Genomic DNA, 24,291 nt, shown 5'->3' with positions numbered 1-24,291 from the left:
TTTAAAGTGAGGCCCTATTAAAAGTAAAATTTAACTCAAGGCGTATTATGGGTCTTATGTATATTTTTCCAGTTACAGACGATCAATCAGAAGGCGATCGCGCGGTTGTAAAAGACAACACCCTGACACTTAAGACTTATGGTCTTCCGATGATCTTTTGGGGCTACCTGGCGGCGGCCATGTCTGTTCTTTTAATTATGTGGCTAGCAAGCCGTGCCGTGATTGCTAAACTTTTAAGCTACGGGGAAGACCCGACAATGCTTTTTCTAGGTCACCTGGTTCAATGGACCCTGATTTTGACTCCAATTGTTCTCTTAGGCTTTTTCTTCTATGAGAAGATGCTGACAAAAAAAGGGCAAGAACTCATCCTCACTTACCGTGTATTCTTCATTCCATTTTGGATTAAAAAATTCCGCTTAAGCGCTCAGGACTCATTTACTGTCGATCACTTTATGGACTCACCAAATATGGCAAGAATCAGAAACAGACAAGGTCTGGGAAGTCCCGAGGCGATGAAACACTTTGAGAACAAGGGCTACTTTGAACTCAACATCAAGACTGACAAGAACAAGTCCGTCAACATCGACAGACACTCTCGCAAAGCTGATCTCATTAAGCTTAAAGAGCTTCTTTCAAAGTACTAGTTAAAGAATTTTTCGATCTCTATAAGGACCACACCTCTGTTGTGGTCCTGATCCATCAGCACTTCATGCTTAGAATCTTTCAGGAACACACGATTACAATGAGGGGCCTCTTCACATAGGCGGATCATTTCACTTGGCTCTGAATAGGTCTCATTTCCAGCATGGGCCATGCGAAGCGGAAGCTTCAGGTCGCTGTAGTTTTTTCTGATATGAGCTGTAGCACTCATGACTTCATTAAGCCATCTGTTTGTCACTCCACCGAGTCTCGTTTGTGGGAAGTAATCAAACATATCCATCGCCATATTGTAGCGGGCCTGTGAAGTTGTAAAGGTGTTAGCTTCGAAGTTTCTATTTGGGTTAAAAGGTTTTTGTCCAACAGCATATTTTTTCCCGCGTCCCGCGGCCATGCTGGCAAGAACAATGCTTCTGGCCACGGCATAACTATAAGGCGCTGTTTGGATTTTTAACATCGGGCTGGTTAAGAAAGCGCGGTCAAAGTACTCAGGATTTTTCTGCATGAAATCCACTGCAATCCCCGCTCCCAGAGAGTGAGCAAGCAGAAGTTTTTCTGAGCATCCGGCATTTCCAACAACCGTATCTAAGAATGTTTTTACGTCTAAAGCGTAGTTTTCAAAATGATCGACATACCCTTTTTCTGAATCACTTGCTTCATCATTAATCATGCGCCCTGAACTTCCCTGCCCTCTATGGTCCATCAGGAAATACTTAAAGGCCCCGGCCTTTGATCCATGATCCAGGTCGTAGACCACTTCTGCGTATTTTTCTAGCGGCTCGCTTCGCCCTGGTAGAATGACTAAACAGCGTGTGCTTTGATCGTTTGAAGTGTAAGTGGCGTAATGAATATTCACTCCCGCCTGGCCTTTAAAAGTAGCATTTTTAAATGAGCCAATAAGCGGGAGAATTTTTTCTTTGTATTCTGTAGCGTAGTATGATTCGCTGATAGCGAAGGCAGTAGTAGAGAAAACTGTTAAAGCAAGAAGAGCTAATAAGTTTTTCATGCGTTTCTTCCTTGAGTGATGAATACCTAATACAAGATTAAGTATTTATGCATCTCTCAAAGTCGTCAAAACGCGAGGCGTTCTCTATCCGCGGAATTTCTTAAAGTCTTTGTCTGACTTAGGAATCTCTTGAGATTTCTTCACTAGTTCTTTGTCATTCTTTAGCTCTGCTTCCTTAGCAAGGCGCTCATCTCTAAGCTTCTGCTTTTCTGCCGAAAGAGGTCTTGTGTACGTTTCTTTTTCGTAGTCAACCTTATCAGTGTCAAAAAACTTGGGACGTTTTCCACCGGCAAGTCTCTTAGGCGCGTTTGCGTCTTTTTCCTTTTCCCAGTGCTTTTGCCAAGTATCATTCTTTTGTTTTTGATCGCGGTCAAACTGAGCGCGCTCTTCTTCTTGTTCAGCACGGGCGCGGTTAATATCGCTTTCTTTGCGAACTAAAGTTTGAACCTGTTTTTTTTTTGAAAAGTTAGAAGTCTTGCTTCTTAGCTTCTCTTCATCAGAAGCTTTATCGTGTTTTGAAATATCAATCGTCACGTCCCCAGTTACCATTGTCTGGCAAGCAAGGCGCTCTTTTGTAATGTGAAACACATTTCCTAAAAGTTTTAACTCTTCAAACGGTGGAGGAGTTAAATTGTCTTCACCTGAAACGATTTTAATAATACAGTCCGTGCACGTTGCGTGTCCGCCACAGCTTGATTTAACGTAAACGTCCTGGCCGCGTAGTGCTTCAAGAAGGTTTTTTCCTTCTTCAACTTCAACGACTTTCCCTTCTGGTCTTAACGTTACTTTATGAGATGTCATATATTCCTTTTATAAATTCTTTTTAATTTGCCCTTCGATCTTCTCTAAAATTTTGCCTTTAAGGGGCTTAAGAAGAAACGAGAGGTCTAAGTCTACATCACAGTGCTTATCAAAAAAGCATAGCTCCAGTGTGAAGCCCGATCCTTTTGCTGTGACCTTTTTGCCGGCATCGTCGTATTTGATGTCAGCTTTCACTTGAAACTTCTCAATGTACTCAGGAGTGATCAGCTTCTTAACTTTCTCATAAGCGTCAGCTGAATTCGTGAGATTATTGTAATCAATTTTTAAACTCATCCTTGAATCTCCTAAAATCTAAGTTCTATTGTCTGCCAGTTGAACCGAATCCGCCGGTTCCTCTGGCAGTATCAGAAAGTTCACTTTCTGATACGATATAGGCCGCCTGAGTCACAGGTGCAAGCACCAGTTGAGCTACGCGGTCGCCGTGATTAATCACTTCATCATTCTTACCAAGATTTCCTAAAATGATTTTCACTTCACCACGGTAATCTGAGTCGATTGTCCCTGGTGAGTTTAAAACCATAAGTCCTGTTTTAAATGAAAGCCCTGAACGTGGACGAACTTGAATTTCGTACCCGTGCGGGATTTCCATTGAAAGACCTGTAGGGATTAAAACGCGCTCCCCTGGTTTTATTAGCAGCTTTTCACCGTTTCCAAGAGAAGCGCGTACGTCTGCACCCGCTGCTCCTGTCGTTTCATACGATGGTAGAGGAAAGCTCGAGTCGTAATGCTCGAGCTTTTTTACTTTTACAGTAATCACTATTTGCCTTCTTTCTTTTTTAGAGACGCAACAGCTTTAGCTGAAAGCTTGATTCTTCCCATCTTATCGATTTCAAGAACCTTAACTTTAATTGTCTCACCTTCTGAGATGTAGTCAGCAGGGTTTTGAACACGGTCATCAGACATTTCTGAAACGTGAACAAGACCAGATACACCTGAACCGATGTCAACGAAAGCTCCGTATTCTTTAATAGAGTCAACGCGAGCATCGTATACTGAACCAATTTCTGGTCCATTGATTTGCATATTGATTGTGCTGATAGCAGTCTTTAGAACATCCATATCAGATCCAAGAACCTTAACCATTCCTTCTTCAGTGATTTCGATTGTCACTTTGAATTCTTCTTGAAGTTTCTTGATGTTTTTTCCACCAGGTCCGATTAGAGCTCCGATCTTATCTGTCGGAATCATAACTGTCATAATTGTTGGAACACCTGGTTTGAATCCTTCTCTTGGAGTCTTGATTGTTTTTTCCATTTCACCAAGGATGTGTAGACGTCCTTTGTGAGCTTGAGCAATCGCTTCTGCGATGATTTCACGAGTAAGACCTGTAATCTTAATATCCATTTGAATAGCTGTTACACCATCTTTTGTTCCAGCAACTTTAAAGTCCAGATCCCCTAGGTGATCTTCATCTCCAAGGATGTCTGTTAGGACTTTATATTTTCCACCATCAGTTACTAGACCCATTGCAATTCCGGCAACTGGAGCAACGATAGGTACCCCTGCGTCCATAAGAGCAAGTGATCCTGAACATACAGATCCCATTGAAGATGACCCGTTTGATTCTAATACTTCACACACAACTCTTGTTGTGTACGAGAATTTTTCTTGTGAAGGCATAACTGCTTTTAGGGCGCGCTCAGCAAGGTTTCCGTGACCTAATTCACGTCTACCAGCTCCACGAGATCCTTTTGCTTCCCCAACTGAGAATCCAGGGAAGTTATAGTGAAGGTAGAATTTATCGTAAGTCACACCTGAAATTCTGTCGGCCATTTGATCACCTACTGATCCACCAACAGTTACAGTTGCCATTACTTGTGTTTCACCACGAGTAAATAAAGATGAACCGTGAGGAGCATCTAAAACTGAAACTTCAGTTTCAATCTTTCTTACTTCATCAAGTTTTCTTCCAGCGATACGCTTTCCTTCGTTAAGAATGTCCGCTCTCATCATGTCGTATAAAAGACCATCAACTGCTTTGTAAGCTTCTTTAGAAGCGCCTTTGTCGTCTTTTAATCCGAATGCAGCTGGGTCAGCTTTAATAGCTTCAGCAACTTTCTTGTTAAGGTTTCTCACAGCGTCCTGACGTTCCATCTTATCGTTGATTGATAAGGCCGCACGAGCTGCTGCAGAGAAATCTGTGTTTACTTTTTTAGATAGAGTTGTGTTCGCTTCAGCTGAAACGTATGTACGTTTTGCTTTACCAACTTCTTTTTGCATTTTAGCAACTAGTTCACAGAATTCTTTTACGTGATCGTGACCAAAGTTGATCGCTTCAAGAACTTCTTTTTCTGGAACGATATGAGCTTCACCTTCAACCATTAGAATCGCGTCTTTTGAACCAGCGATAACGATTTCAAGATCTGATTTTGCCCAGTCAGCGTGGTCTGGGTTAAGAACAAGCTTGCCATCAATACGACCAACTTTCGCCGATCCTAATGGTGCCGCAAATGGGATGTCTGAGATTGCTACAGCTGCGAATGCTCCAAGTCCGGCTAGAACTTCAGGGTCACCTTTTTCGCTGTATGAAAGAACTGAACACGTTACAACAGTGTCGAACATGTAGTCGCTTGGGAACATAGGTCTTAGTGGTCTGTCGATAAGTCGACATGCCAGGATTTCTGCTGTTGAAGGACGGTTTTCACGTTTAATGAATCCACCTAGGAATTTCCCAGCAGCGTAGAATTTTTCTTGATACTCAACTAGAAGTGGAAAGAAATCCTGTCCATCTTTTAGTTCGCGTGCAGAGTTAACAGCAACGAGAACCTGAGTTCCGTTACAGCTTACTAAAACTGCTCCATCTGATTGTTTTGCGAGTCTTCCAGTTTCGATAGTAACTTCCTTACCACCGTAATTGATTTTGTACTCTTTCTTGTTGTTTAGGGCCATAAATTCTCCATGTCGATGCACCACCATAATTGGCATTGGTGCTTTGTTATGGAAAAGATCTTTGTGCTTTTTAGGGAGGGATTTTAAAAGATATTTCAAGGCAGTGGTGTTTAAGACAGACACTAACTTCAAATATCCTTCAAATTCCTACACCCAAAAATTCGAAGTCTTTTCTCTAGTAATAGTTTAACGATATAAAACAAAAAGGGAACCCGTAGGTTCCCTTTTTTGGTTTTTTTACTTTCTTAGACCAAGTTTCTTAATTAGAGCTTGGTATTTTTTGTCATCAGTCTTAGCTAGGTAAGAAAGAAGTCTCTTTCTTTGACCAATTAGCTTTAGAAGACCTCTGTTTCCAGAGTAGTCGTGCTTGTTAGCTGCGAAGTGAGGTGCAAGGTTGTTGATTCTTGTTGTGATAAGCGCAACTTGAACCGCTGTACATCCTGAGTCTTTTTCTGATGAACCGAATTCTTTTCCGAACTCAGCTACGATTTTTTTTGATTCTGCTACAGTAATCATAATTTTCTCCTCGCCAATGCCCAAGCATGGGGCCAATCCCCAAACCTAGATAAAGGTGTTTTTTAATAGTTCTAACCTTTTAGCGGATAAATTCAGACATGTAAACTTTTAAATTTCCGATCAGTCGTTCTTCGATCTGCCGGATTCGCTCACGCGACACGCCATATTGATCGGCGATACTTTGAAGCGATGCAGGAACCTCTGACAGGAGGCGCATCTCAAAAATCTCTCTATCTCTTTCTTTTAGACCACTTAAGAAGTTTTGAAGCTGCTCTTTTAAGATCTCTACACCTTGAAGGTCGGCAAGCTTATCATCGATGGCCAGCTCATCCTTATCGGCCAGGACTTCGCCAAGGCTTGGGCCATTTTCATCAATTTTGGCCTCTAAAGAAAGTTCGTTTCCAGAACTTCCCAGACGACGGTCCATCACGGCCACGGCCTTTTCAGAAACCCCTAAACTCTCCGAAATCATCTTGTTGTCCGGGTTAAACCCCAGACCAATCAAGCGCTCTTTTTCTTTCATCAGATTGAAAAAGAGTTTTTTCTGCTCATTAGTCGTCCCAATTTTTACCAGGCGGAAGTTATCGAGAATAAATTTTAAAATGTATGAACGGATCCACCAGCTGGCGTAATAAGAAAGTTTCGCCCCTTTAGTGGCATCGTACTTTGAAACGGCTTTCATCAGACCGATGTTCCCTTCCTGGATTAGATCCATGACGTTCTGCCAGGCAGAGCGGTATTCAATGGCAATCTTTACTACGAGTCTCAGGTTGGCCAAAACGAGTTTCTTGGCCACTTCGATATCACCGGTTTCCTGAAGCTCTTTTAACAGGGCCTCTTCTTCTTCGTTTGAAAGAAGTTTGTAGCGGCTGATCTCACGCACGTAGGTTGTAAGCGGATCCGTCGTTGTCGGAAGATCGCTGGCGCGGTTGTGCTCGAGAATGCTCTGAACGACCAAAGCATCAGATGTCTTTGGAAGAATCACCGGAAGGTGTTCTTCGCCTTTTTTAGATGCCTGATTTTTAGATGTGCTTGTTTTTTTGGCCATGAAGGATTTTAAACCATTTCTGCCATTGTTGTCACATTTCTTTTACTTTTTACTCGGGAGTTTTTCTTGACTCTTTTGCACATTTAATTGGTGATTCAAGTATTTTAATGCAAAGAGGCCATAGTTGATTTCTACGTTTACTTCGTACATGCCGGTGCCTGTGAAATTGAGCAGCTTTTCTGGTGTGTCGAGGATCTGAGTGGTTAACTCATTGACGATCAACCCCTCAAGATCTCCCTTCCACGGAGGGATGATAAATTTTTCACGCGCACCTTGAACATCCTTAGTCACCTGCATTTTAAAGCGGTTTTTGAGGCGTGCCTTTTCAGCGGTATCACGGTAGTCATTATTCTTCATCGCCGTTCGATAGTATTCAAGGAAACTTTTTTGTACAAAGATCTTAAACTGCACTTTTAATTTTCCCGCGCGCTGATTGATACGGTCAAATTCACCCAGGTTCACATCAAAGGCCACGCGCAATTTTCCCGAGCGGAAATCGTAATACTGATTGCGGTCGATAAGCTCCAGAGTCAGAGGCTCTTCGAAGTATAAATCGAGAGTGTTGGTTTCACTTTGAGCGCGGGCCCATTTATTCCAGGTATAATCAACACTCGAGCGGAACACGTCTTCACCTGATTTGAACTTTTCTCCCCGCAAAAGAAAATCTGGAACACCTGTGATTAAAGCAATGAATTGTGAATTGATGAAGTTCTCTTCTTCAAAAGTCATACTGTTCATCATCTTGGCAAGTTTTGGGTCGCTGTCTTTTGGTTTATAATCAACCGTTCTGAATTCTTCACAGTAAAGGCGTTTGATGTCATCAGTGATGTTTGTTCCCCCTACCGAGTAATAGAACTTATTTAAAAATTCTTCGCGGGAAACTTTTCTGCAAATCAGGTTCTCACACCAGACTTGCGCAGTATTTTTGTTTTCTTTCAAAAAAAGCGAGTTGTCGATTTCTTTCCAGCCAATATCCTGATTGGACATTTGTCTGGCAAAAAATGACATTAATGCCGGGTTTTTCAGGATGGGAACCATCAATCCCGGATTAGTCGGATTTCCATTCCACGAACAAAGCGACTGAAAAAGCTTCACGGTATAAAGCATCTCCTGCTCCAGTGCTTTTTTCTCTGGAAGATAGCTTGAAAGATTGTCAGGAAAATAAGGATTCCCTTCCACACTTGGAAGTTTAAAATTATTATCCTTGTCGAATTTCAAACGAAAGTTGGCCAGAAGTTCTTTTTTGCTGATGATGGAAAGATTCGTAGAGCAATAGTTTCCAACCAGTCCCTCAATCATGTTGCTGTATTCATCACTGGTGAACTCCAGGGCTTTGGCGTACTTAGGAAGCGCTCTGGTGGTTAAGTCCAGGCCGATATACTGAATAAGCGCCAATACAGAGCGCTTAACTTGTACCTTCTCCCATTCAGTCGCATAACGAACCTCACGGCCTCCACGGCAGTAGTTCAGTGTGTTTTTACCTTCCTCGTAAAAACCGCGGTAAATAGCGAGTTCGCGCTTTAATTCAACGGAAGCATTTTTAAGAGACAAGTCACGGGTATAGACATAGTTGAGTGGATCACTTTTATTTTCAGAATAATCATCAGAGAAATTTCCTAACACCAAACTCTCCACCGGTGCCAAAGCAAAAGCACTCGGAGCAAGCACCGAGAAGGCAAAAAGGAAAACGGCAACAAATTTTGTGTTTAAGACTTTCATAGTTTTTTAAAGTTATCGGGATAAAACCCGAAAAATTAAGCATGAAAGCATTATATGTCCTTTTATTCCTGACTCTCTCAGTTGGTTTTGTTCCAACGAAGGCACATTCTCAGGTCAATGAAGACGAACTCAAAGAGATCATCCTTGAGGGCGAAGAATACTCGCTTGATGCTTTGACTGAAACCAATCAGATTAAAGACAACAACCAAAGACAAGTCGATCTCTACAATTTGCAAAAAGCAAAATTTAAAATGATCAGCGGCGATTTAAAGCTGGCCGAATTTTTCCTGGGAAGAATCAGTGAAAAAGAAAGTGCGGTGATGGCGATTAAAAAGCGCTACCTGGCGATGATTTATTTTGTCCAAGGACGCTTTGATAAATCAATTAAAGAACTTGATGACCCCAAAGTTAATAACAACAATTATTTTATTCAGAACTGTCTTTTGCGCCTGATTAACTTCATGGCAGTCAACGATGTTGCGGCCATTAACCGCGAAAAACAATCCTGCCAGTTCTACACGATGAAATTCTCTAAGAATGATCAGTTCTGGCTGGACTCCATGATCAAACTAAAAACCAACGACACTCAGGGACTTAAAAAGAACATGCTCACTGATATCGAATACACTATCAGCGACGATGAAATGTCGAAGCTGTGGCTTAAGACCGGACTGTATCTCAACAAAGAAAAGGACCTGCTTAACCTGATTTCTCTTTTACCGGAGAGCTCGTACCAGTCTAAAAAACTGCGCGAGATTATCGCCTTTATGTATCTGCGCTCGGGTGATTCGAAAAAGGCCCTGGCCTTCGTCGATGATATCGACTCTGCCAACGCCGAAAACATCAAAGGAAATATCAATCTTGCCAACAAAGAATACGAACTCGCCTTCGGACACTTCCGCCTGGCCCTGCAAAAAAAGCAGGACTCGCAAAACTCGCTTGAGCGTGCGATCCCGCTTTCATGGCTGCTCAACCAATGGGCCGATGGCCTTTCAATGCTCAATAATATTTCTAATAAGAGTCTCGATCCAAGAAACTCGCAGGCTATTAAAATTGCTTTTTTAATCAGAGAAAAAAGATTTGCTGAAGCACAGAGAGAACTCACACTTTTAAAGATCGCCTTTAAAAATGAGCCACCTTTTGAAGTCAACATCATGGATAGTTACGTCAACCTGATCGTAGGCGCTGAAAAAAGAAAGGTCGAAGAGACGGCAGAAAAATCATGCAAGTCTTTTGATGGCATGAGCTGCTGGATTTCACTGCAGTATATCCAGTGGGAAAATCTGGGGAAAACGATTCAAAGAGATGATGCGACTTACACAGATAAAACACTTTCTTTAGACTCACTAAAAGAAAAGAAAACACTTGAACCATTGGTTGAAGCAAAAAGTATCGACCAGTCTGACATTGAAGAGCTTGATGGTGAGACCATTAAGATCTCACCACAATAATTTAAAGATTCGTTGTATATTTTAATTCCAGAGCGCGTTTTTCGCGTTTGATATCATTGGTGATGAGCCCTGTCCCTACTTTTGCAGACTCGTTTTCCATCACAAAACCAAAGGCCAGTGATCTCTTTTCATCCAAAGCGTATTGTGGCATTAGCTTAAATGAAAAACCGCTGATGCCTGAGACAACTGCATTGTTAAAGCGCTTCCTAAATCCCATGTTCGCAAAAAATTCCGCATTAACTGAAAAGCGGTTTGAGCGCATCAATTCGGCCATCGCCCCTAAATTGATCTTTGTAATCACGATGCGGTTAAGATTGAAAACATCAGGAGACACCGATGTCTGAACAGCATAAAGAGACTGGTCTAAAACAAGTTTAGACACCAGGTCCACTCTGTTAGTTAGAGCGTATTTTAAGCCTACTGTCATATCAAACTGTGCTTTTGAGTCCTGAGAAAAACCGCGATTAGAAAGATCGTCGAACTCTGTTGATTCGTACGACAAACCTAAGAGAGGAGCAAAACGGTTTGTCGAAGCAATCTGCCATTCAACATTAAACTTGTACGGTTTGTCGGCATCCATATCCATGCCATCATTAACTTTTATTTTTTCTCCGCCCATCCACAGCATAAAACTCAAATGATCGCGGATAAATTTCTCACGCAGTGTTTTAGCGGCAATAACCACTTCCCCATCTAAATCTCCCACAACCACATCGCGGGCTATAGACTTATTTAAATCTTCTCTTAAAGCGAGAAGCTCTGGCTTAACCTCAGCATTTTTTTCAACCACAAACCCTTTTTGAGCGTCGAGGATAAGCCCTTTTGGAGCCACATACTGTCCAGTATCGGCATCGATCTCACCACTTTTACCTGAGACGTAAACACCGTTTTTTGAATCGAATGTTGAACCTGCTTCAGGAGCGACATAAAGACCCGTGACCTCATCAATAAAGCCTCCGGCCCTTGGAGCAAAGTCGCCGTTTTTAGCGTTGTAGAGACCATCGGCCGGTGCACTTTGTGGGGCAACAGCAATCAGAGGCCCTACCTCATTATCCAAGTTTGCTGGTTTTAGATTCACCAGATTCTTTTCATTGAACTCAGTGTTTTTGTACAAAGCATTTAACTGCACTGGAGAGATTTTAACAGGCAGAGAGGATTTCTTCAGGGCCTGCGAAGAAAATGAACTTTGCCCCGGAGGAACGATGACCACATCACTTGAAGCGAGAACTTTTTTAAGTTCCGTGTTTTCGTCGATGATTTTTCCTGGGATTTTTTGAATCTCAGGGGCCTTGGTTACATCGTCTCTCACTACTTTGGTTTCGCTGGTTTCAAAACGCTGATGAGTGTTCTCATCAACCTTGGCCATAGCGACAGCACCTTTGTAAGTTAGAAGTGATGTCATGCGGTTTTCAGGATTGTAAATCGTCTGGAAATCTGTCCCACGCACACCTAAAGCAGCGGTGCGGGTTCTGATATAAAATTTATTCTGGTTTTGTGAATTAGGTTTTTGTGACTTTTCAACTTCCGTCCTGATTCTTCCTTTTAAAAGGGAGATGATCCCCACTTGCTCATTAGGGTTCATTTCGGAAATAACGATTTTACTTTCCGGCCCCATATTGAGTTCAGACTTATCAATGAAAACGATTTTAACGAAACTTTTTGGGCCTGTAACAATCGATGTATCTTCCGGAAGCTGATCACCTGCTTCCAGAACAGTGGCCTCAAGAGCGCCAGGAAGAAGCTTCGTTACATTCCCGCGGATCTTTGCAACAGAAGCAATCGGAGTTTTTGCTGCAAAAAGTGGTGAAGACAATAAAAGAGTAACCAATAAACCTGTCGATTGGATTGTGCGCATAAACTCTCAAGCAAAACGAGTTAATATTTTTTTATTTATTTTACTCGAATTAATAAAGAGTACAAGGAAAGATCAGGAAAACTAAAGTGAGTTAACCTTACTTTGTCTGCTTGAATTCTTTCCCGTCAAAACTCAATGTGATGTTCTGCTCTTCCTGACGGCTGGTGATATTCACCGGTCTCTTCCAAAGAGCATAAAGGTTTTTAAGCGTATCAGAAGCATAACCAAAATCCAGGTCTACTCCACGGTGAACGTGGCGAAGCAGAAGCTCTCCTCTGTTTTGGTAGTTTCCGCTTTCAATTTCAATCACCGGTGAACCGAAGTTTGAAAGAGATGAAAGAAGCTTATTTTTGATGTCCATGAAATCGCGGGTCTCAATTTCGTTGCGACCCGTGCGTGGATTGAATTTATAAGTAAAGAGCTGTTGGCGCTCACAGAACTCAGGAGTAAAAAATTCATCAATAAAACTTACGTCGTTATGAGTTTTTCTAACTTCAAAGATTTTCTGGCGGCCAAGGCCTAATTTTTTATCCCAATTCGCCTTTACATGCATGTCTTCGCATTCGTTGTATTCTTTTCCGAAGCGGCCAGTGTTCCAGCGGTATTCAATGTCTCTATAAAGCTCAATTCCGATTTTATACGGGTTGATATTCTGTCTGCTCATCGCCATTACACCTGCATGGTGATCGGCGTAATCGATGATCTCTGAGGCCTTAAGCGCTCTGGTGGTCATGATGTGTGAGTGCCAATAACTTGCCCAGCCTTCGTTCATAATTTTTGTTAATCGCTGAGGAAGATAGTAGTACGCTTCATCTCTTAGAATCCCCAGAATATCGGCTTCCCACTCTTCCAAGGGAGCATTCTCCAGAAGGTAGTGCATAATATCGCGAGGGTAATTGATTTTTTTCTCGCGCAGGTCGGCCGATTCCTCAACAACCTGCTGAGGGGCAGATCCTTCTTTTCTGTCTTTAGAACGCATGAATGACTTAAGCGCATTTGAGCGGTCATCTGAAAGGTTCGCGATTTCCTCGCGGGCCACTTTCATGCGCTCTTCGCTTTGTCTTCTGCTTTCCGGAGTTTCAAAAAGCATTCCGACATCAATTAAGTTTTCAATTGAGTTTACACGGTCGATGAATTCCTCCACGCGGTTTTGCCCGAAGCGCTCCATATAACGGCGGATCTTCGTCCCGTGGTTGGCCATAACGGCCAGCATGTTTCTGTCAGTATTAGCAAACCAGGCATTGTTCTTAAAGAAATCCGCGTGGCCGTAAACGTGGGCCATAACGATTTTCTGGTCAACAATGTGGTTGGCATTTAGCAGGTAAGCATAACAAGGATTGGTATTGATAACCATCTCGTAAATTTTTTGTAATCCGTAAGCGTATCCTTTAGAAAGCTGATCGTAGTCCATCCCGAAACGCCAGTGAGGGTAACGAGAAGGAAATCCACCTTGAGCGGCAAGGATGTTAATAGTGTCATAGTCGCAAACTTCAAAGCGAACTTCATAAAAATCCAGTCCGAATTCCTTGGCATAACCATGGATCTCATCTCTGATTCTTAGTAACTCTCCATCAAGTGGCTTGGTTCTCGACATCTGTCTTCCTCTTTATTTTCCCTTTCCTAGGAAATCTTTGATTGAATCAAGAATAGCGTCCTTATTTTTAATTTTTGAAAGGATCACTTTCTCATCGTCTTCACCGTAGCGGCCGGCAAGGTCTTTGTAGAATTGCCCAGAACCGTAACGGCTTTCAACTTGTCCGTAGCAAAAAACGTTTGAAGCTGGCAGAAGATCCTGATCCAGGATTTCTAAACATAGCTTAGTGTCGTCTGCTGACCAGTTATCACCATCAGAAAAATGGAACGGGTAAATGTTCCACTCAGATGGGTCGTAGTCTTTTTCAATGATCTCACGGCACAGTTTAAGCGCACTGGAAATCAGTGTCCCTCCCGATTCGCGGGTCTTGAAAAATGTTTCTTCGTCCACTTCTTTTGCTGTGGCATCGTGGATGATGTATCTGACTTCAATATCTTTATACTGAGACTTAAGCCATAGGTTGATCCAGAAAGACTCCGTGCGGACAATTTCTTTCTGCTCATCACCCATTGATCCAGAAACGTCCATCATATAGATAACAACAGCTGAGTTTTCAAACTCAACTTTTGCATCACTGGCGCGGTAACGGAAGTCGCGCTTATGCGGGATAACTCGCGGGTCATTAAAATCGTAAGTCCCCGTCGCAATCTGGCGCTTCATCGCTTCTTTATAAGTGCGTTTAAAATGTTTTAATGAATTTGGACCAGTCATCCCTATAGACGTGTACTTATTGGTCACCGAAGGCATGGCCTTCTTTCCTTTGGGTTCAATGCGTGGAAGTGCCAGCTCATCACCAAGAATTGAAGCCAGCTCTTCTAGAGAAAGATCAACTTCTAATTCTTTGTTTCCGGCCTGGTTACCGACTTCCTGCCCTTGTCCTGGTTGATCGCCTTCTTGTCCATCAACCGGGTCACCCGATTGACCTTCACCCTGGCCCATTCCGCCCTGGTTTCTGTCGCCAAATTTAAAGCGAGGTGTATCAATCGAGGGCATCGGGATTTTAAAAGTCCCGTCGCCCTTTGGACTTGGCATTTCACCTTTAGACACATACTTTCTTAGATTGTCGCGGATTCTTCCTTTAACAATCTTTCTAAAGCGAGCATGGTCTCTTTTAATTGGATGATCCATCTAACTATCCCTTAAAAGTTAAGCTTATGACTTAGCAGAGTCACCTTTAGCAAAAATCGATGCTACGAAGTTCAGTGCGTCTGTCGCACAGATTTCACAGTAGCCATGATTTTTAATAAGGCGAGACTTCACAACATCGATCTTCTCTTGTGTTTCTTTATCCACAACTTTAGAAATGATCGTTGTCAACTTGATTGAGTCTTTTTGGTCTTCAAAAAGCTTCAGCTCAAGCGCTCTGTGCAGACGCTCATTCATTTTGTAATCAAAAACTTTACCTTCGATCGCCAGAGCTCCGATGTAGTTCATGATTTCTCTTCTGAAGTCGTCTTTTCTCGACTCAGGAATATCGATTTTTTCTTCAATCGATCTCATGAATCGCTCATCAGCGTCTTCTAACTTATTAGAGTATTTATTTCTAATCTTTTCTTTCTGTGTATAAGCTTTCACGTTGTCGATATAGTTTGCACAAAGTGTCTGGATCGCTGACTCATCAACTGAGATCGCTTTCTGCACGTCGTTTTTCACTGTATCTTCATACTCCTGGCGAGCAATCGCCAGCATTTCTCTGTAGTGGTCCAGCTGCTCAGGTGAGTTGATCAGACCGTGGTGCTTAAGTCCTGATTCAAGTTCGTTGAAAACCATGAATGGGTTTAGACATCCTACGTGGCCGTTTTTAACCAGAGAGTTTGAAAGTTTATCCTGGATGTAACGAGGAGAAATCCCTTCAAGACCTTCGCGGATAGCTTCTTTTCTAAGCTCTTTTACGTTGTCTTCGTTGTATCCCGGAAGTGTTTTTCCGTTATAAAGTTTAAGCTTTTGCAGCTTAGTCAGGTCAGATTTTTTTGGTTCTTCTAAACGAGTCAGGATCGACCATGTCGCTGCCATCTCGATGGTGTGAGGAGCGATGTGCACGTGAGGGATTCTTTCAGCATTGAAATCTTTTTGATAGATTTTGACTTCCTGATCCAGGCGCGTGATGTATGGAACGTCGATTTTTACCGTTCTATCTCTTAGGGCTTCCATGAATTCGTTAGACTGAAGTTTTCTAAATTCCGGCTCGTTTGTGTGGCCAAGAATAACTTCATCGATATCAGTCTGAGAGAATTTTTTAGGTTTAATTGACTGCTCTTGAGACGCCCCAAGAAGGTCGTATAAGAAAGCTACGTCAAGTTTTAACATCTCGATGAACTCAACGATCCCGCGGTTAGCGATGTTGAATTCCCCATCAAAGTTAAACGCACGTGGATCAGAGTCCGATCCGTACTGAGCGATTTTTCTGTAGTTGATATCCCCAGTTAATTCTGTTGAATCCTGGTTCTTCTCATCTTTTGGCTGGAACGTACCAATACCGATACGGTCTTTTTCAGAAAGAAGAAGTCTCTTCACACGAACGTGGTTGAGAACTTTTTTCCAGTCACCGTTGTATTTTTTCAGGTATTCGCCAAGGATGTAGCGGTCAGCTGGGCACACTTCGCCTTTGATATTGATCTTGTGTCCGTCTTTTCTTCCCTTATTGATTTCTTCAAGGAATTGCTTTCTTACTTCTACCGGAAGAAGCTTAAGCGGCTCTTCGTGCATTGGAGAAGGGAAAATTTTTGCTCCACCAAGGATGTCTGATTCTGTTTCATCAAACCATTCGAAAGTAAAAAGTGCTCCGGCATCTGTGCGCGAGTAGTGCTCAATTCCTTTTTTGATCATTCTTGAAATCGATGATTTTGCCGATCCTACCGGCCCGTGCAGAAGAAGAACGCGTTTTTCAGTTCCGTATCCTGCTGCTGCGGATTTAAAGAAGTTCACCAGTTTCATCAAGTGAACGTCGATACCAAATACTGCATCTTTTCCGTTTTGGATTGGATCATCAAAGAAGTGGTAACGAACAACTTCTTTTTTGTATTCTGTATATGTAGTAGATCCGTATGACATAATCATATCGTGAACACGCTGGAAAGCGTTTCTCGTGATTTTTGGATTTTCAGTAACTAAATCCAGGTACTGTTGAAACGTACCTGACCAGTGCAAATGAGAAAAGTCTGATACTTTATAATTCTCATCCATAAATCTATTGATATCTAATTTCGACATTAGGCCTCCCATCTTTTTTAACGATTTCCACTTATAATTATGGCATAGATTCAAAAATTTACCTAAATATATAAACCCGAGCAAAAAACTCCAGTGTGTAAAAAATGAAATTGACAAAAATTCCGGGCTTCCTGACAATAGATAAATAGAAACAACGTTTTTTAGGAATTTGCGAACAAATGGGTTTAATAGCTGCAGGTGCAACAGACATTGGGCGCAAACGCAAGAGTAACCAAGATGCTTACTTTTTAAGTCTTGAGAACAAACTCTTTGTAGTAGCTGACGGTATGGGTGGCCATAACGGTGGTGACATCGCTTCGCAGATGGCAGTTAAAGCGCTTCCTGAATACTTGATCAAAAATATTTCAATGGAACCTACGCCGCTACTTACTGGTTCAATTAAGGAATCAAATAGGGCCATTAAGAATTTCGGAGAAACTCATCCAGATCTTGTTGGGATGGGGACAACGATTGTTAGTTTCTACTTCCGCGGGCAAAATATTTACGTTGGCAACGTCGGCGATTCACGTGGCTATCTAGTTAATAATAAAAAAATTTTCCAGCTTACACGCGATCACTCTCTCGTGCAGGAAAAGCTTAATTACGGCGTTTACAACCGCGAACAAGCGGCCCTTGATCCACAAAAAAACGTACTCGTGCGCACGGTGGGATTTGAAGACGATGTCGATGTTGATGTCTTCATCTACAAAGTTGTCAAAAATGATATCTTTCTTTGCTGCTCAGATGGACTACACGGGAAAGTAAGTGACGAAGATATTCTCTACATCATCAACAAGCACATTCCCGACCCCGCCGTAGCTACGCAAGCGACCTGTGAGCAAGTGGTAAAGAGTCTTATTGCTCAGGCCAACGAAAATGGTGGGCAGGATAATATCACGGCAATTCTGGTCATAGCGCAATAACAGTTGCCATCAGCCCCCTCTAAATTTACAATTTATAAGTACATTTTCTGCTAGTGAAAACATTTGGAGTTCCCATTGGATCGCTATTACACTTTAATGATCATTCCGGAAAAAAATAAAGACGTCCGTTCGATCAAAATTCCGCGCCTTGTTTTTAAAAGTATCGTGTTTCTTTTTATTACGTTCACGGTTCTTTTAGGAATCTTAACTTATGACTACTGGAACGTTTTAAGTCAGGTCTACGAAAACAAACACCTTTTGGTGGAAAACCGCCAGCTCAAAGAACAGGTTCAACTCTTCCAGATGAAGCTCAATTCGATCACTGAAGATCTTGAGCGCATCAACGTGTTTGAAAGAAAACTTCGTGCCATCACCGGCCTTGAAGCCATTCAAGCGACAACAGTTGACAGCGGAAGTGCTGCTCGCCCTAACGGCTCAAATGTTTTAGGTGAACCAGACCGCGACTACTCTCCGGGTTCAATGATCAGAATCTTCAAACAACAGCCGACTAAAACGGCGCAGAAGCTTGAGCAGTTTGAAGATGATAAAAAATATCAGGAAACAAAAAAGAGTTACGAAGAAAAAATCGCAACCGCTTATGTGCAGAACAACGATTTTTCTTATTCAAAGGAATGGTCATTCCTGACTCGCCAGAGTTTAACCATGGCCCCGCTCTACGCGGAATTCGACTACAAGTATGAAGTGGTCGTCTCTTACTTAAAAGATATTGAAGTGCGCGTTCATCAACTCGATCAGCACTTACTGGATAAAGAATCATTCCTGCGCTCAACGCCGACGCTACTGCCGGCAGCAGGACATCTCACATCAAGTTATGGTCCAAGAATGTCTCCGTATGCCGGAAGAATCAAAATGCATGAAGGAATCGATGTCGGGGCCCCAAGTGGCACGGCCATCATTGCTCCAGCAGACGGTGTCGTGACATACTCTGGAGCGAAACCGGGATTTGGGAACTTTATCCAGATCGACCACGGATACGGGGTCGAAACTATTTACGGTCACGCTTCTACTCTTACAGTTAGAAAAGGTCAGAAAGTTGTTCGTGGCGATCGAATTGCAACCGTCGGAAACACAGGGTATTCGACAGGACCGCACGTCCACTACGAGGTTCGTGTCAACGGCACACCCGTTGACCCACTTTACTACACGCTTAACTAGCAACACTTAAAATTTATTTTTATATTGAATCTCAGGAGACCTTTTTTATGTTCAATCCATTGCAAATGATTTTCGGGACAAAATACGACCGAGATCTAAAAAAACTTAAACCAATTGTTGAAGTGATCAACTCACTTGAACCAAAAATGCAGCAATTATCTGACGAAGAACTTAAAGCTCAAACGCCAAAACTAATGGCCATGCTTGAGTCAGGAAAAACGACAGCGGATATCCTTCCTGAAGCGTTTGCCACAATCAGAGAAGCTTCTAAGCGTGTCCTTGGAATGAGACACTTCGACGTGCAGTTAATGGGTGGTATTGCTCTATTTAATGGTGGTATTGCGGAAATGAAAACCGGAGAAGGTAAAACTCTTACGGCAACAGCTCCTCTGTATCTTGTGGCCCTTGAAGGAAAAGGCGCTCACGTCGTAACAGTTAACGACTACCTTGCTCGCCGTGACTCGGAAGAAATGGGTGTTTTATACAAGTGGCTAGGACTAAGTGTTGGTGTAATCCTTTCGCAAATGTCGGATGAAGACCGCCAGGTTGCCTACAAATGTGACATCACTTACGGAACAAACAATGAGTTTGCTTTCGACTACCTTCGCGACAACATGAAATTCTCTCTGGAAGAATACGTTCAAAGAGACCACCACTTCTGTATCGTGGATGAGGTTGACTCGATTCTAATCGATGAAGCGAGAACTCCACTTTTAATTTCTGGTCCATCAGAAGGTGACCCTTCACTTTACTACGTCGCTAATGACGTTATCCCAAAACTAAAAAAAGATGTTCACTTTACAGTGGATGAAAAGGCCCGCTCAGCAATGTTCACTGAAGAAGGGGTTATCCGCGTTCAGGAACTTTTAAAAATTGAAAACCTTTACAACATTGAGCACTCTAACCTTCTTCACCATTTAAACCAGTCACTAAAAGCTCACGCGCTTTTCAAGCTGGATGTTGACTACGTTAACCGCGACGGTCAAATCATCATCGTAGATGAGTTCACAGGACGTCTAAAAGAAGGATCGCGCTGGTCTGATGGTCTTCACCAGTCGGTTGAAGCGAAAGAAGGTGTAAAGATCAAGTCTGAGAACCAGACACTTGCTTCGATTACTTTCCAGAACTACTTTAAGCTTTATAAAAAACTTTCAGGGATGACAGGTACAGCTGATACAGAAGCAGAAGAATTTATGAAGATCTACAACCTTGACGTTGTAGTTATCCCGACAAACCTTCCAATGGCCCGTATCGATGAAGCAGATATCATCTACAAAAACAGAGCGGCAAAATACAAAGCGGTTGCTGAGTTAATTAAAACTCTTCATGCTAAAGGACAGCCAGTTCTCGTCGGTACTATCGCTATTGAAACATCAGAATTGATCTCAAGCTACCTTCGCCAGGAAGGTATTCCTCACGAAGTCCTAAACGCGAAACAACACGAGCGTGAAGCCGAGATTATTAAAAATGCTGGTCAACCAGGTGCGGTTACCATCGCTACCAACATGGCCGGTCGTGGTACCGACATTAAGCTGACTCCGGAAACAAAAGCGGCCGGTGGTCTTTACATCCTTGGTACTGAAAGACACGAATCTCGTCGTATCGACAACCAGCTTCGCGGTCGTTCGGGACGTCAAGGTGACCCGGGGAACTCGAAGTTCTTCCTTTCACTTGAAGATGACCTGATGAGAATTTTTGGTTCAGATAAAATCTCAGGGTTAATGAACACTCTGGGAATGAAAGAAGATGAGCCAATCGAACACAAAATGATTTCAAACGCGATTGCTAAGGCGCAAAAGAAAGTTGAGGCCCATAACTTCGACATCAGAAAGCACCTTCTTGAGTACGATAACGTTATGAACGAGCAACGTCGTATTATCTATAAAATCCGCCGCGACATCTTAAACGACCAGGACAACATGGGATTCGTTCAAGAAATGGTGGAAGATGTTGCAGTTGAATTATTAGAGAACTACCGTCCTGAGAAAAAAGCTCCGCTTGATTCATGGGACTGGGAAGAGATGAAAAAAGGATTTAAGTCAACTTTTAACACTGATCATGAGATCTCATACCAAGAGTGTCTTCAGGGCTTTGATGGCGAAATTGAGCGCTATTTCGGTGCTACAGCAAACAGTGTTCTAGAGAAAAAATTCTCTCAATACGAGCCTGAGCAAGTGACATACGCTCTAAGAGAAATCCTGCTTTCTGCTTTTGACCAGCACTGGAAAGAGCACCTTCTGAACATGGACCATGCAAAAGAAGGTATCAACTTGCGCGCTTACGCTCAAAAAGATCCATTAACTGAATACAAAAAAGAATCGTTCATGCTTTTTGATGCCATGAAAGTTCAAGTTAAAAAATCTATTGTAGCTAACCTATTTACTGTTAGACTTTATACTAAGGCCGAGATCGAAGAGCTTCAAAAGAGGCACCAAGAAGAGCTAGAAGCTCAACTTGAGGCCCACAGACGCGCCTTAGAAGCTGAAACAGTAAAAGAAGAAGCAAAACTGATCAGAAGATCAAACCCTAAAGTGGGTAGAAACGATCCTTGTCCATGTGGTTCAGGGAAAAAATACAAGCAATGTCACGGGACAGAAGCTTAATAAGGTCTTAAATGACAAAAAAGAAAGATGACGAAAATAAAGATTTAACGAGAATCGAGGATCTTTCTGAGTTTTTACACCAGAACGACTCTGATCTCGACTCTAAATTCGACAGCTTTCATTCTAACTCTTTCGACAACAATGATTCATCTTCCACGGGCATCAGCTTAGATGCCCTGGATGATGACCTCTCTCCCGATGTCCCTCCAGAGGTTCCCTTTGATTCTGGATCTAATGCCTCTGAAGAGATGAGTTTTGAAGTCTCTGAGCTGGAAACTGAGACACAAGAAGAAAATATTTTTGGTGCGACTGAAGACAATCCTTTTGGTGACTCAGAAGAGCAATCTCAAGATTTCCAAGAAGAAGGCTCTTTCGATATCAATCTTGAAGAAGAATCACCTTTTGAATCAGAAGTTTCCGAAGAGTTCACTCCGACTGAAGAATTATCTTTTGCCGAAGAAGAAACGACAACAATAGAAGAAGACTTCACTCCAATGGAAAGTGAAGCGCTTCAAAAAGAAACTCTCCGCGACGAAAGCGCCTACACCAACACTTCAGAAAAATTTGAAGATGTTAAAACTTTTGCTCAAAATTTTTCATACGGCAAGGCCTCTGTTGGTGGAGGAAATCCTCCCTACAGCATTATCGCCCGTCATATTAAATACAAAGAAGAAGCTGACGACATCCTGGAACTTTTAAAAGAGTTCGGCGTGGTCAATACTCAAAATGAAAAAGACACTGAACGCTCACTTGAACTGGGCTCACTTATCGTTCCCCAGATCAGCGAGTACACGGCCATTGTCCTGGCCCATAAACTACGCCGCTTTGATTTAGACCTGGAAGTTGGCCTCTCGGATGAAGTGCATCCTTCAAAATCAGGCGAGAGCAATCCACGCGGACTACTAAAAAAAGACAACCTAAAACAAAACCGTGCCGAGAGTTTAAAGCTCTCAGACATCGATACGAGCATTAAAGACATCATCGTCACAACAAGCTCACAGGTTCCAGGTTACGTGGTGGAAAACTACATCGGCGTGCAAACGACTTTTACGATTGTCGAAGAAGCCGAACTGGAAAGATTGCAATTCGTGCAAAAAAACCAGCGTGATTCAGGTGAAATTCTCAATATGGAAGACCTGGAGAATCCAGAGCTAACATCTGAAAAAGCATTTAAAGATTACCAAAACTCGTTTGCTCTTTTATATGAAGACCTGACGATGCAGTTAAAACAAAAGGCCTATGCTCAACACGCAAATGCGCTTTTGGGACTCAATTTTCAATTATCACCGCTGCAATTTGAACGCTCACATGGAAGAGTGAATGCGTACCAGATCACTTGCAGTGCCACTCTTGCCATCGTAGGCCCGGAGACCACTTGAAAACAACGCCAGTAAAAGATTCTTATAAAACCGTCATCGTTGGCGGTGGGATTGTTGGCGCGGGGATTTTCCGCGACCTGGTTTTAAATGGCGTAGAAACGCTTTTAATCGATGCCGGGGACTTTTCATCCCAGACAAGTGAGCGCAGCTCAAAGATGCTTCACGGAGGCATACGCTACCTGGAAAATATGGATTTTCCTCTGGTATTTGAGGCCCTGCATGAAAAAAACCTGTGGTTAAAACTCACACCTCACCTCACTCGCGAAGTTCCTTTTTATATGCCGGTCTACAAAGATTCAAAACGTCCACTTTGGATGATCAGAATTGGGCTTTTCCTCTACGATCTTCTCTCAAGCTTTAAGAACTCACCTTTTAGTATGAAAAATAGAGACGAATGTGTCAGAGATATTAAAGGTCTTAACCCTGAAGGACTCTCAGGTGCGGGCGTGTATTATGATGGGATCATGGACGACGCTAAAATCACGCTGGAAGTGATTTACGATGCGCTTAATGAACCCCATGCCTTTGCCATAAACCATACAAAAGTTACCAACGTCAGAAAAATTAACAACAAAAATACACTCACGCTCAAAGACCAGATCACCGGCGAAGAAAAAAACATTATCGCTGATCAGGTAGTCTATGCACTTGGCCCTTTTACTGATTCGTTTTTAAAACAATACAGCTTTTATCACTGGCAAGATGTGCTTCTTCCTTCAAAAGGCTCACACATTTGGGTAAAAAGCGCTGATCTTCCTATTGCCCATCCGATTGTTATGACTCCTCAAGATGAGTACGGAGACCGTGTCATTTTTGTTATTCCTCATGGCGAAAAAGTTCTGGTAGGAACAACAGAAGTTCCTAACAAAGATGACCTCTTCCATGTCAAACCGACGGAAGAAGAAATCCAATACCTGCTTAAAAATTTAAACCTGTACTTTCCTCAGTCCAACCTGACAAAAGATAAAATCATTGGAAGTTTTGCAGGAATCAGACCTCTGGTAAAAGAAGAAAACACCGGAGGAGACCGCGGAAAAACATCGCGAGAGCATAAAGTTTTCCAGCCGGCCAGCGACACCTATGTAATCGCCGGAGGAAAATACACAACCTTCAGAGTGATGGGCAGAGAAATCACCCAGAAAATCTGTCATCGTTTTCATCTAAGCTACAATCAAGATAAAACAGAATCACCTCTGCGCAGTCCTTCTGTGGTTGGCCCTTTCGAGTGGCATTTGCCAAGTGAAGCTGAGCTGATTCATATCTGTGAAAAAGAAATGCCAAAGACATTTGAAGATTTAGTTGTCAGAAGGCTGTCAGTTTTAAGCCGCGCGATCTGGAAAGAAAAAACTAAAGAAGATTTCGATACTTATCTCAATAGACATCTAAAAACTCTCCAGCGCTATCTAAAGATAAGCGCCGAAGATATTGAAAAATTTAATTAAT

Annotated in this window: 19 protein-coding genes; 7 read left to right on the top strand and 12 right to left on the bottom strand. The window is 42.4% G+C overall.

From position 1 onward, the window contains the following. Positions 1 to 56: 56 nt before the first annotated feature. Complete coding sequence (locus tag ACN20O_RS16645) at positions 57 to 644, top strand: hypothetical protein (protein WP_491635263.1); 588 nt, start codon at positions 57 to 59, stop codon at positions 642 to 644. Here ACN20O_RS16645 and ACN20O_RS16640 read toward each other — a convergent pair. From ACN20O_RS16640 to ACN20O_RS16605, 8 genes are all read right to left on the bottom strand, one after another. Further along, positions 641 to 1,663 carry an alpha/beta fold hydrolase gene (locus tag ACN20O_RS16640; protein ID WP_491635261.1) on the bottom strand — a complete coding sequence of 341 codons (1,023 nt, stop codon included), beginning with the start codon at positions 1,661 to 1,663 and terminating at the stop codon, positions 641 to 643. The two genes, ACN20O_RS16645 and ACN20O_RS16640, sit on opposite strands and share 4 nt — an antisense overlap. Positions 1,664 to 1,747: 84 nt before the next feature. After that, on the bottom strand, positions 1,748 to 2,464 hold the full coding sequence (locus ACN20O_RS16635) for a 2Fe-2S iron-sulfur cluster-binding protein (protein WP_491635259.1): 717 nt from the start codon (positions 2,462 to 2,464) through the stop codon (positions 1,748 to 1,750). Positions 2,465 to 2,473: 9 nt separating this feature from the next. Continuing rightward, on the bottom strand, positions 2,474 to 2,758 hold the full coding sequence (locus tag ACN20O_RS16630) for a polyhydroxyalkanoic acid system family protein (RefSeq protein WP_102243471.1): 285 nt from the start codon (positions 2,756 to 2,758) through the stop codon (positions 2,474 to 2,476). A gap of 25 nt (positions 2,759 to 2,783) precedes the next feature. After that, a complete protein-coding gene (gene dut / locus ACN20O_RS16625) occupies positions 2,784 to 3,242 on the bottom strand; it encodes a dUTP diphosphatase (RefSeq protein WP_102243470.1) in 459 nt (152 codons plus the stop codon). Continuing rightward, positions 3,242 to 5,374 (bottom strand): polyribonucleotide nucleotidyltransferase, encoded by a 2,133-nt coding sequence (gene pnp, locus ACN20O_RS16620; protein WP_491635256.1) that lies wholly within the window; start codon positions 5,372 to 5,374, stop codon positions 3,242 to 3,244. The genes dut and pnp overlap by 1 nt, the downstream gene beginning before the upstream one ends. A gap of 237 nt (positions 5,375 to 5,611) precedes the next feature. Then, positions 5,612 to 5,890 carry a 30S ribosomal protein S15 gene (rpsO, locus tag ACN20O_RS16615; protein WP_185902995.1) on the bottom strand — a complete coding sequence of 93 codons (279 nt, stop codon included), beginning with the start codon at positions 5,888 to 5,890 and terminating at the stop codon, positions 5,612 to 5,614. 79 nt (positions 5,891 to 5,969) lie between these two features. Continuing rightward, the gene (locus ACN20O_RS16610) at positions 5,970 to 6,938 is read right to left on the bottom strand and encodes an RNA polymerase factor sigma-32 (protein WP_491635254.1); all 969 of its coding nucleotides are present in this window, start codon (positions 6,936 to 6,938) and stop codon (positions 5,970 to 5,972) included. Positions 6,939 to 6,980: 42 nt separating this feature from the next. Next, positions 6,981 to 8,657, bottom strand: coding sequence for a hypothetical protein (locus ACN20O_RS16605; RefSeq protein WP_491635252.1), 1,677 nt, complete (start codon positions 8,655 to 8,657; stop codon positions 6,981 to 6,983). A 41-nt stretch (positions 8,658 to 8,698) separates the two neighbouring features. Here ACN20O_RS16605 and ACN20O_RS16600 point away from each other — a divergent pair, with 41 nt between their 5' ends. After that, a complete protein-coding gene (locus tag ACN20O_RS16600; protein WP_491635250.1) occupies positions 8,699 to 10,108 on the top strand; it encodes a hypothetical protein in 1,410 nt (469 codons plus the stop codon). Between the two features lies 1 nt (position 10,109). Here ACN20O_RS16600 and ACN20O_RS16595 read toward each other — a convergent pair whose 3' ends face one another. The 4 genes from ACN20O_RS16595 to ACN20O_RS16580 all read right to left on the bottom strand — a co-directional run bounded on the left by ACN20O_RS16595 (position 10,110) and on the right by ACN20O_RS16580 (position 16,767). Continuing rightward, positions 10,110 to 11,963, bottom strand: a complete 1,854-nt coding sequence (locus ACN20O_RS16595; protein ID WP_491635248.1) for a FecR family protein — start codon at positions 11,961 to 11,963, stop codon at positions 10,110 to 10,112. A gap of 97 nt (positions 11,964 to 12,060) precedes the next feature. After that, positions 12,061 to 13,557 (bottom strand): SpoVR family protein, encoded by a 1,497-nt coding sequence (locus ACN20O_RS16590; RefSeq protein WP_491635246.1) that lies wholly within the window; start codon positions 13,555 to 13,557, stop codon positions 12,061 to 12,063. Between the two features lie 12 nt (positions 13,558 to 13,569). After that, positions 13,570 to 14,685 carry a DUF444 family protein gene (locus ACN20O_RS16585; protein ID WP_102243463.1) on the bottom strand — a complete coding sequence of 372 codons (1,116 nt, stop codon included), beginning with the start codon at positions 14,683 to 14,685 and terminating at the stop codon, positions 13,570 to 13,572. A gap of 24 nt (positions 14,686 to 14,709) precedes the next feature. Continuing rightward, positions 14,710 to 16,767, bottom strand: a complete 2,058-nt coding sequence (locus ACN20O_RS16580; RefSeq protein WP_491635244.1) for a PrkA family serine protein kinase — start codon at positions 16,765 to 16,767, stop codon at positions 14,710 to 14,712. Positions 16,768 to 16,946: 179 nt separating this feature from the next. Here ACN20O_RS16580 and ACN20O_RS16575 point away from each other — a divergent pair, with 179 nt between their 5' ends. The 5 genes from ACN20O_RS16575 (at position 16,947) to ACN20O_RS16555 (ending at position 24,290) form a co-directional block, all read left to right on the top strand. Beyond that, a complete protein-coding gene (locus tag ACN20O_RS16575; RefSeq protein WP_491635242.1) occupies positions 16,947 to 17,690 on the top strand; it encodes a Stp1/IreP family PP2C-type Ser/Thr phosphatase in 744 nt (247 codons plus the stop codon). Positions 17,691 to 17,765: 75 nt separating this feature from the next. Then, positions 17,766 to 18,866, top strand: coding sequence for a peptidoglycan DD-metalloendopeptidase family protein (locus ACN20O_RS16570; protein WP_491635240.1), 1,101 nt, complete (start codon positions 17,766 to 17,768; stop codon positions 18,864 to 18,866). A gap of 47 nt (positions 18,867 to 18,913) precedes the next feature. Next, positions 18,914 to 21,469: a preprotein translocase subunit SecA gene (gene secA, locus ACN20O_RS16565; RefSeq protein WP_491635238.1), complete on the top strand. Its 2,556-nt coding sequence runs from the start codon at positions 18,914 to 18,916 to the stop codon at positions 21,467 to 21,469. A gap of 11 nt (positions 21,470 to 21,480) precedes the next feature. After that, positions 21,481 to 22,848, top strand: coding sequence for a hypothetical protein (locus tag ACN20O_RS16560; RefSeq protein ID WP_491635236.1), 1,368 nt, complete (start codon positions 21,481 to 21,483; stop codon positions 22,846 to 22,848). Further along, positions 22,845 to 24,290: a glycerol-3-phosphate dehydrogenase/oxidase gene (locus ACN20O_RS16555; protein WP_491635234.1), complete on the top strand. Its 1,446-nt coding sequence runs from the start codon at positions 22,845 to 22,847 to the stop codon at positions 24,288 to 24,290. Before ACN20O_RS16560 ends, ACN20O_RS16555 begins: the two co-directional genes overlap by 4 nt. Position 24,291 lies beyond the last annotated feature (1 nt).

The sequence above is a fragment of the Bacteriovorax sp. As-1 genome (assembly GCF_058446905.1).
The sequence above is the reverse complement of the archived record's forward strand: the minus strand, read 5'-3'. Positions and strand labels throughout refer to the sequence as shown.

Coding starts and splice junctions, on each gene's coding strand:
- ACN20O_RS16605 (WP_491635252.1), bottom strand. CDS start 8,657: ATGAAAGTCTTAAACACAAAATTTGTTGCCGTTTTCCTTTTTGCCTTC.
- ACN20O_RS16630 (WP_102243471.1), bottom strand. CDS start 2,758: ATGAGTTTAAAAATTGATTACAATAATCTCACGAATTCAGCTGACGCT.
- ACN20O_RS16640 (WP_491635261.1), bottom strand. CDS start 1,663: ATGAAAAACTTATTAGCTCTTCTTGCTTTAACAGTTTTCTCTACTACT.
- ACN20O_RS16645 (WP_491635263.1), top strand. CDS start 57: ATGTATATTTTTCCAGTTACAGACGATCAATCAGAAGGCGATCGCGCG.
- ACN20O_RS16560 (WP_491635236.1), top strand. CDS start 21,481: ATGACAAAAAAGAAAGATGACGAAAATAAAGATTTAACGAGAATCGAG.
- ACN20O_RS16580 (WP_491635244.1), bottom strand. CDS start 16,767: ATGTCGAAATTAGATATCAATAGATTTATGGATGAGAATTATAAAGTA.
- rpsO (WP_185902995.1), bottom strand. CDS start 5,890: ATGATTACTGTAGCAGAATCAAAAAAAATCGTAGCTGAGTTCGGAAAA.
- pnp (WP_491635256.1), bottom strand. CDS start 5,374: ATGGCCCTAAACAACAAGAAAGAGTACAAAATCAATTACGGTGGTAAG.
- ACN20O_RS16635 (WP_491635259.1), bottom strand. CDS start 2,464: ATGACATCTCATAAAGTAACGTTAAGACCAGAAGGGAAAGTCGTTGAA.
- ACN20O_RS16585 (WP_102243463.1), bottom strand. CDS start 14,685: ATGGATCATCCAATTAAAAGAGACCATGCTCGCTTTAGAAAGATTGTT.
- ACN20O_RS16595 (WP_491635248.1), bottom strand. CDS start 11,963: ATGCGCACAATCCAATCGACAGGTTTATTGGTTACTCTTTTATTGTCT.
- ACN20O_RS16610 (WP_491635254.1), bottom strand. CDS start 6,938: ATGGCCAAAAAAACAAGCACATCTAAAAATCAGGCATCTAAAAAAGGC.
- ACN20O_RS16575 (WP_491635242.1), top strand. CDS start 16,947: ATGGGTTTAATAGCTGCAGGTGCAACAGACATTGGGCGCAAACGCAAG.
- ACN20O_RS16590 (WP_491635246.1), bottom strand. CDS start 13,557: ATGTCGAGAACCAAGCCACTTGATGGAGAGTTACTAAGAATCAGAGAT.
- ACN20O_RS16600 (WP_491635250.1), top strand. CDS start 8,699: ATGAAAGCATTATATGTCCTTTTATTCCTGACTCTCTCAGTTGGTTTT.
- secA (WP_491635238.1), top strand. CDS start 18,914: ATGTTCAATCCATTGCAAATGATTTTCGGGACAAAATACGACCGAGAT.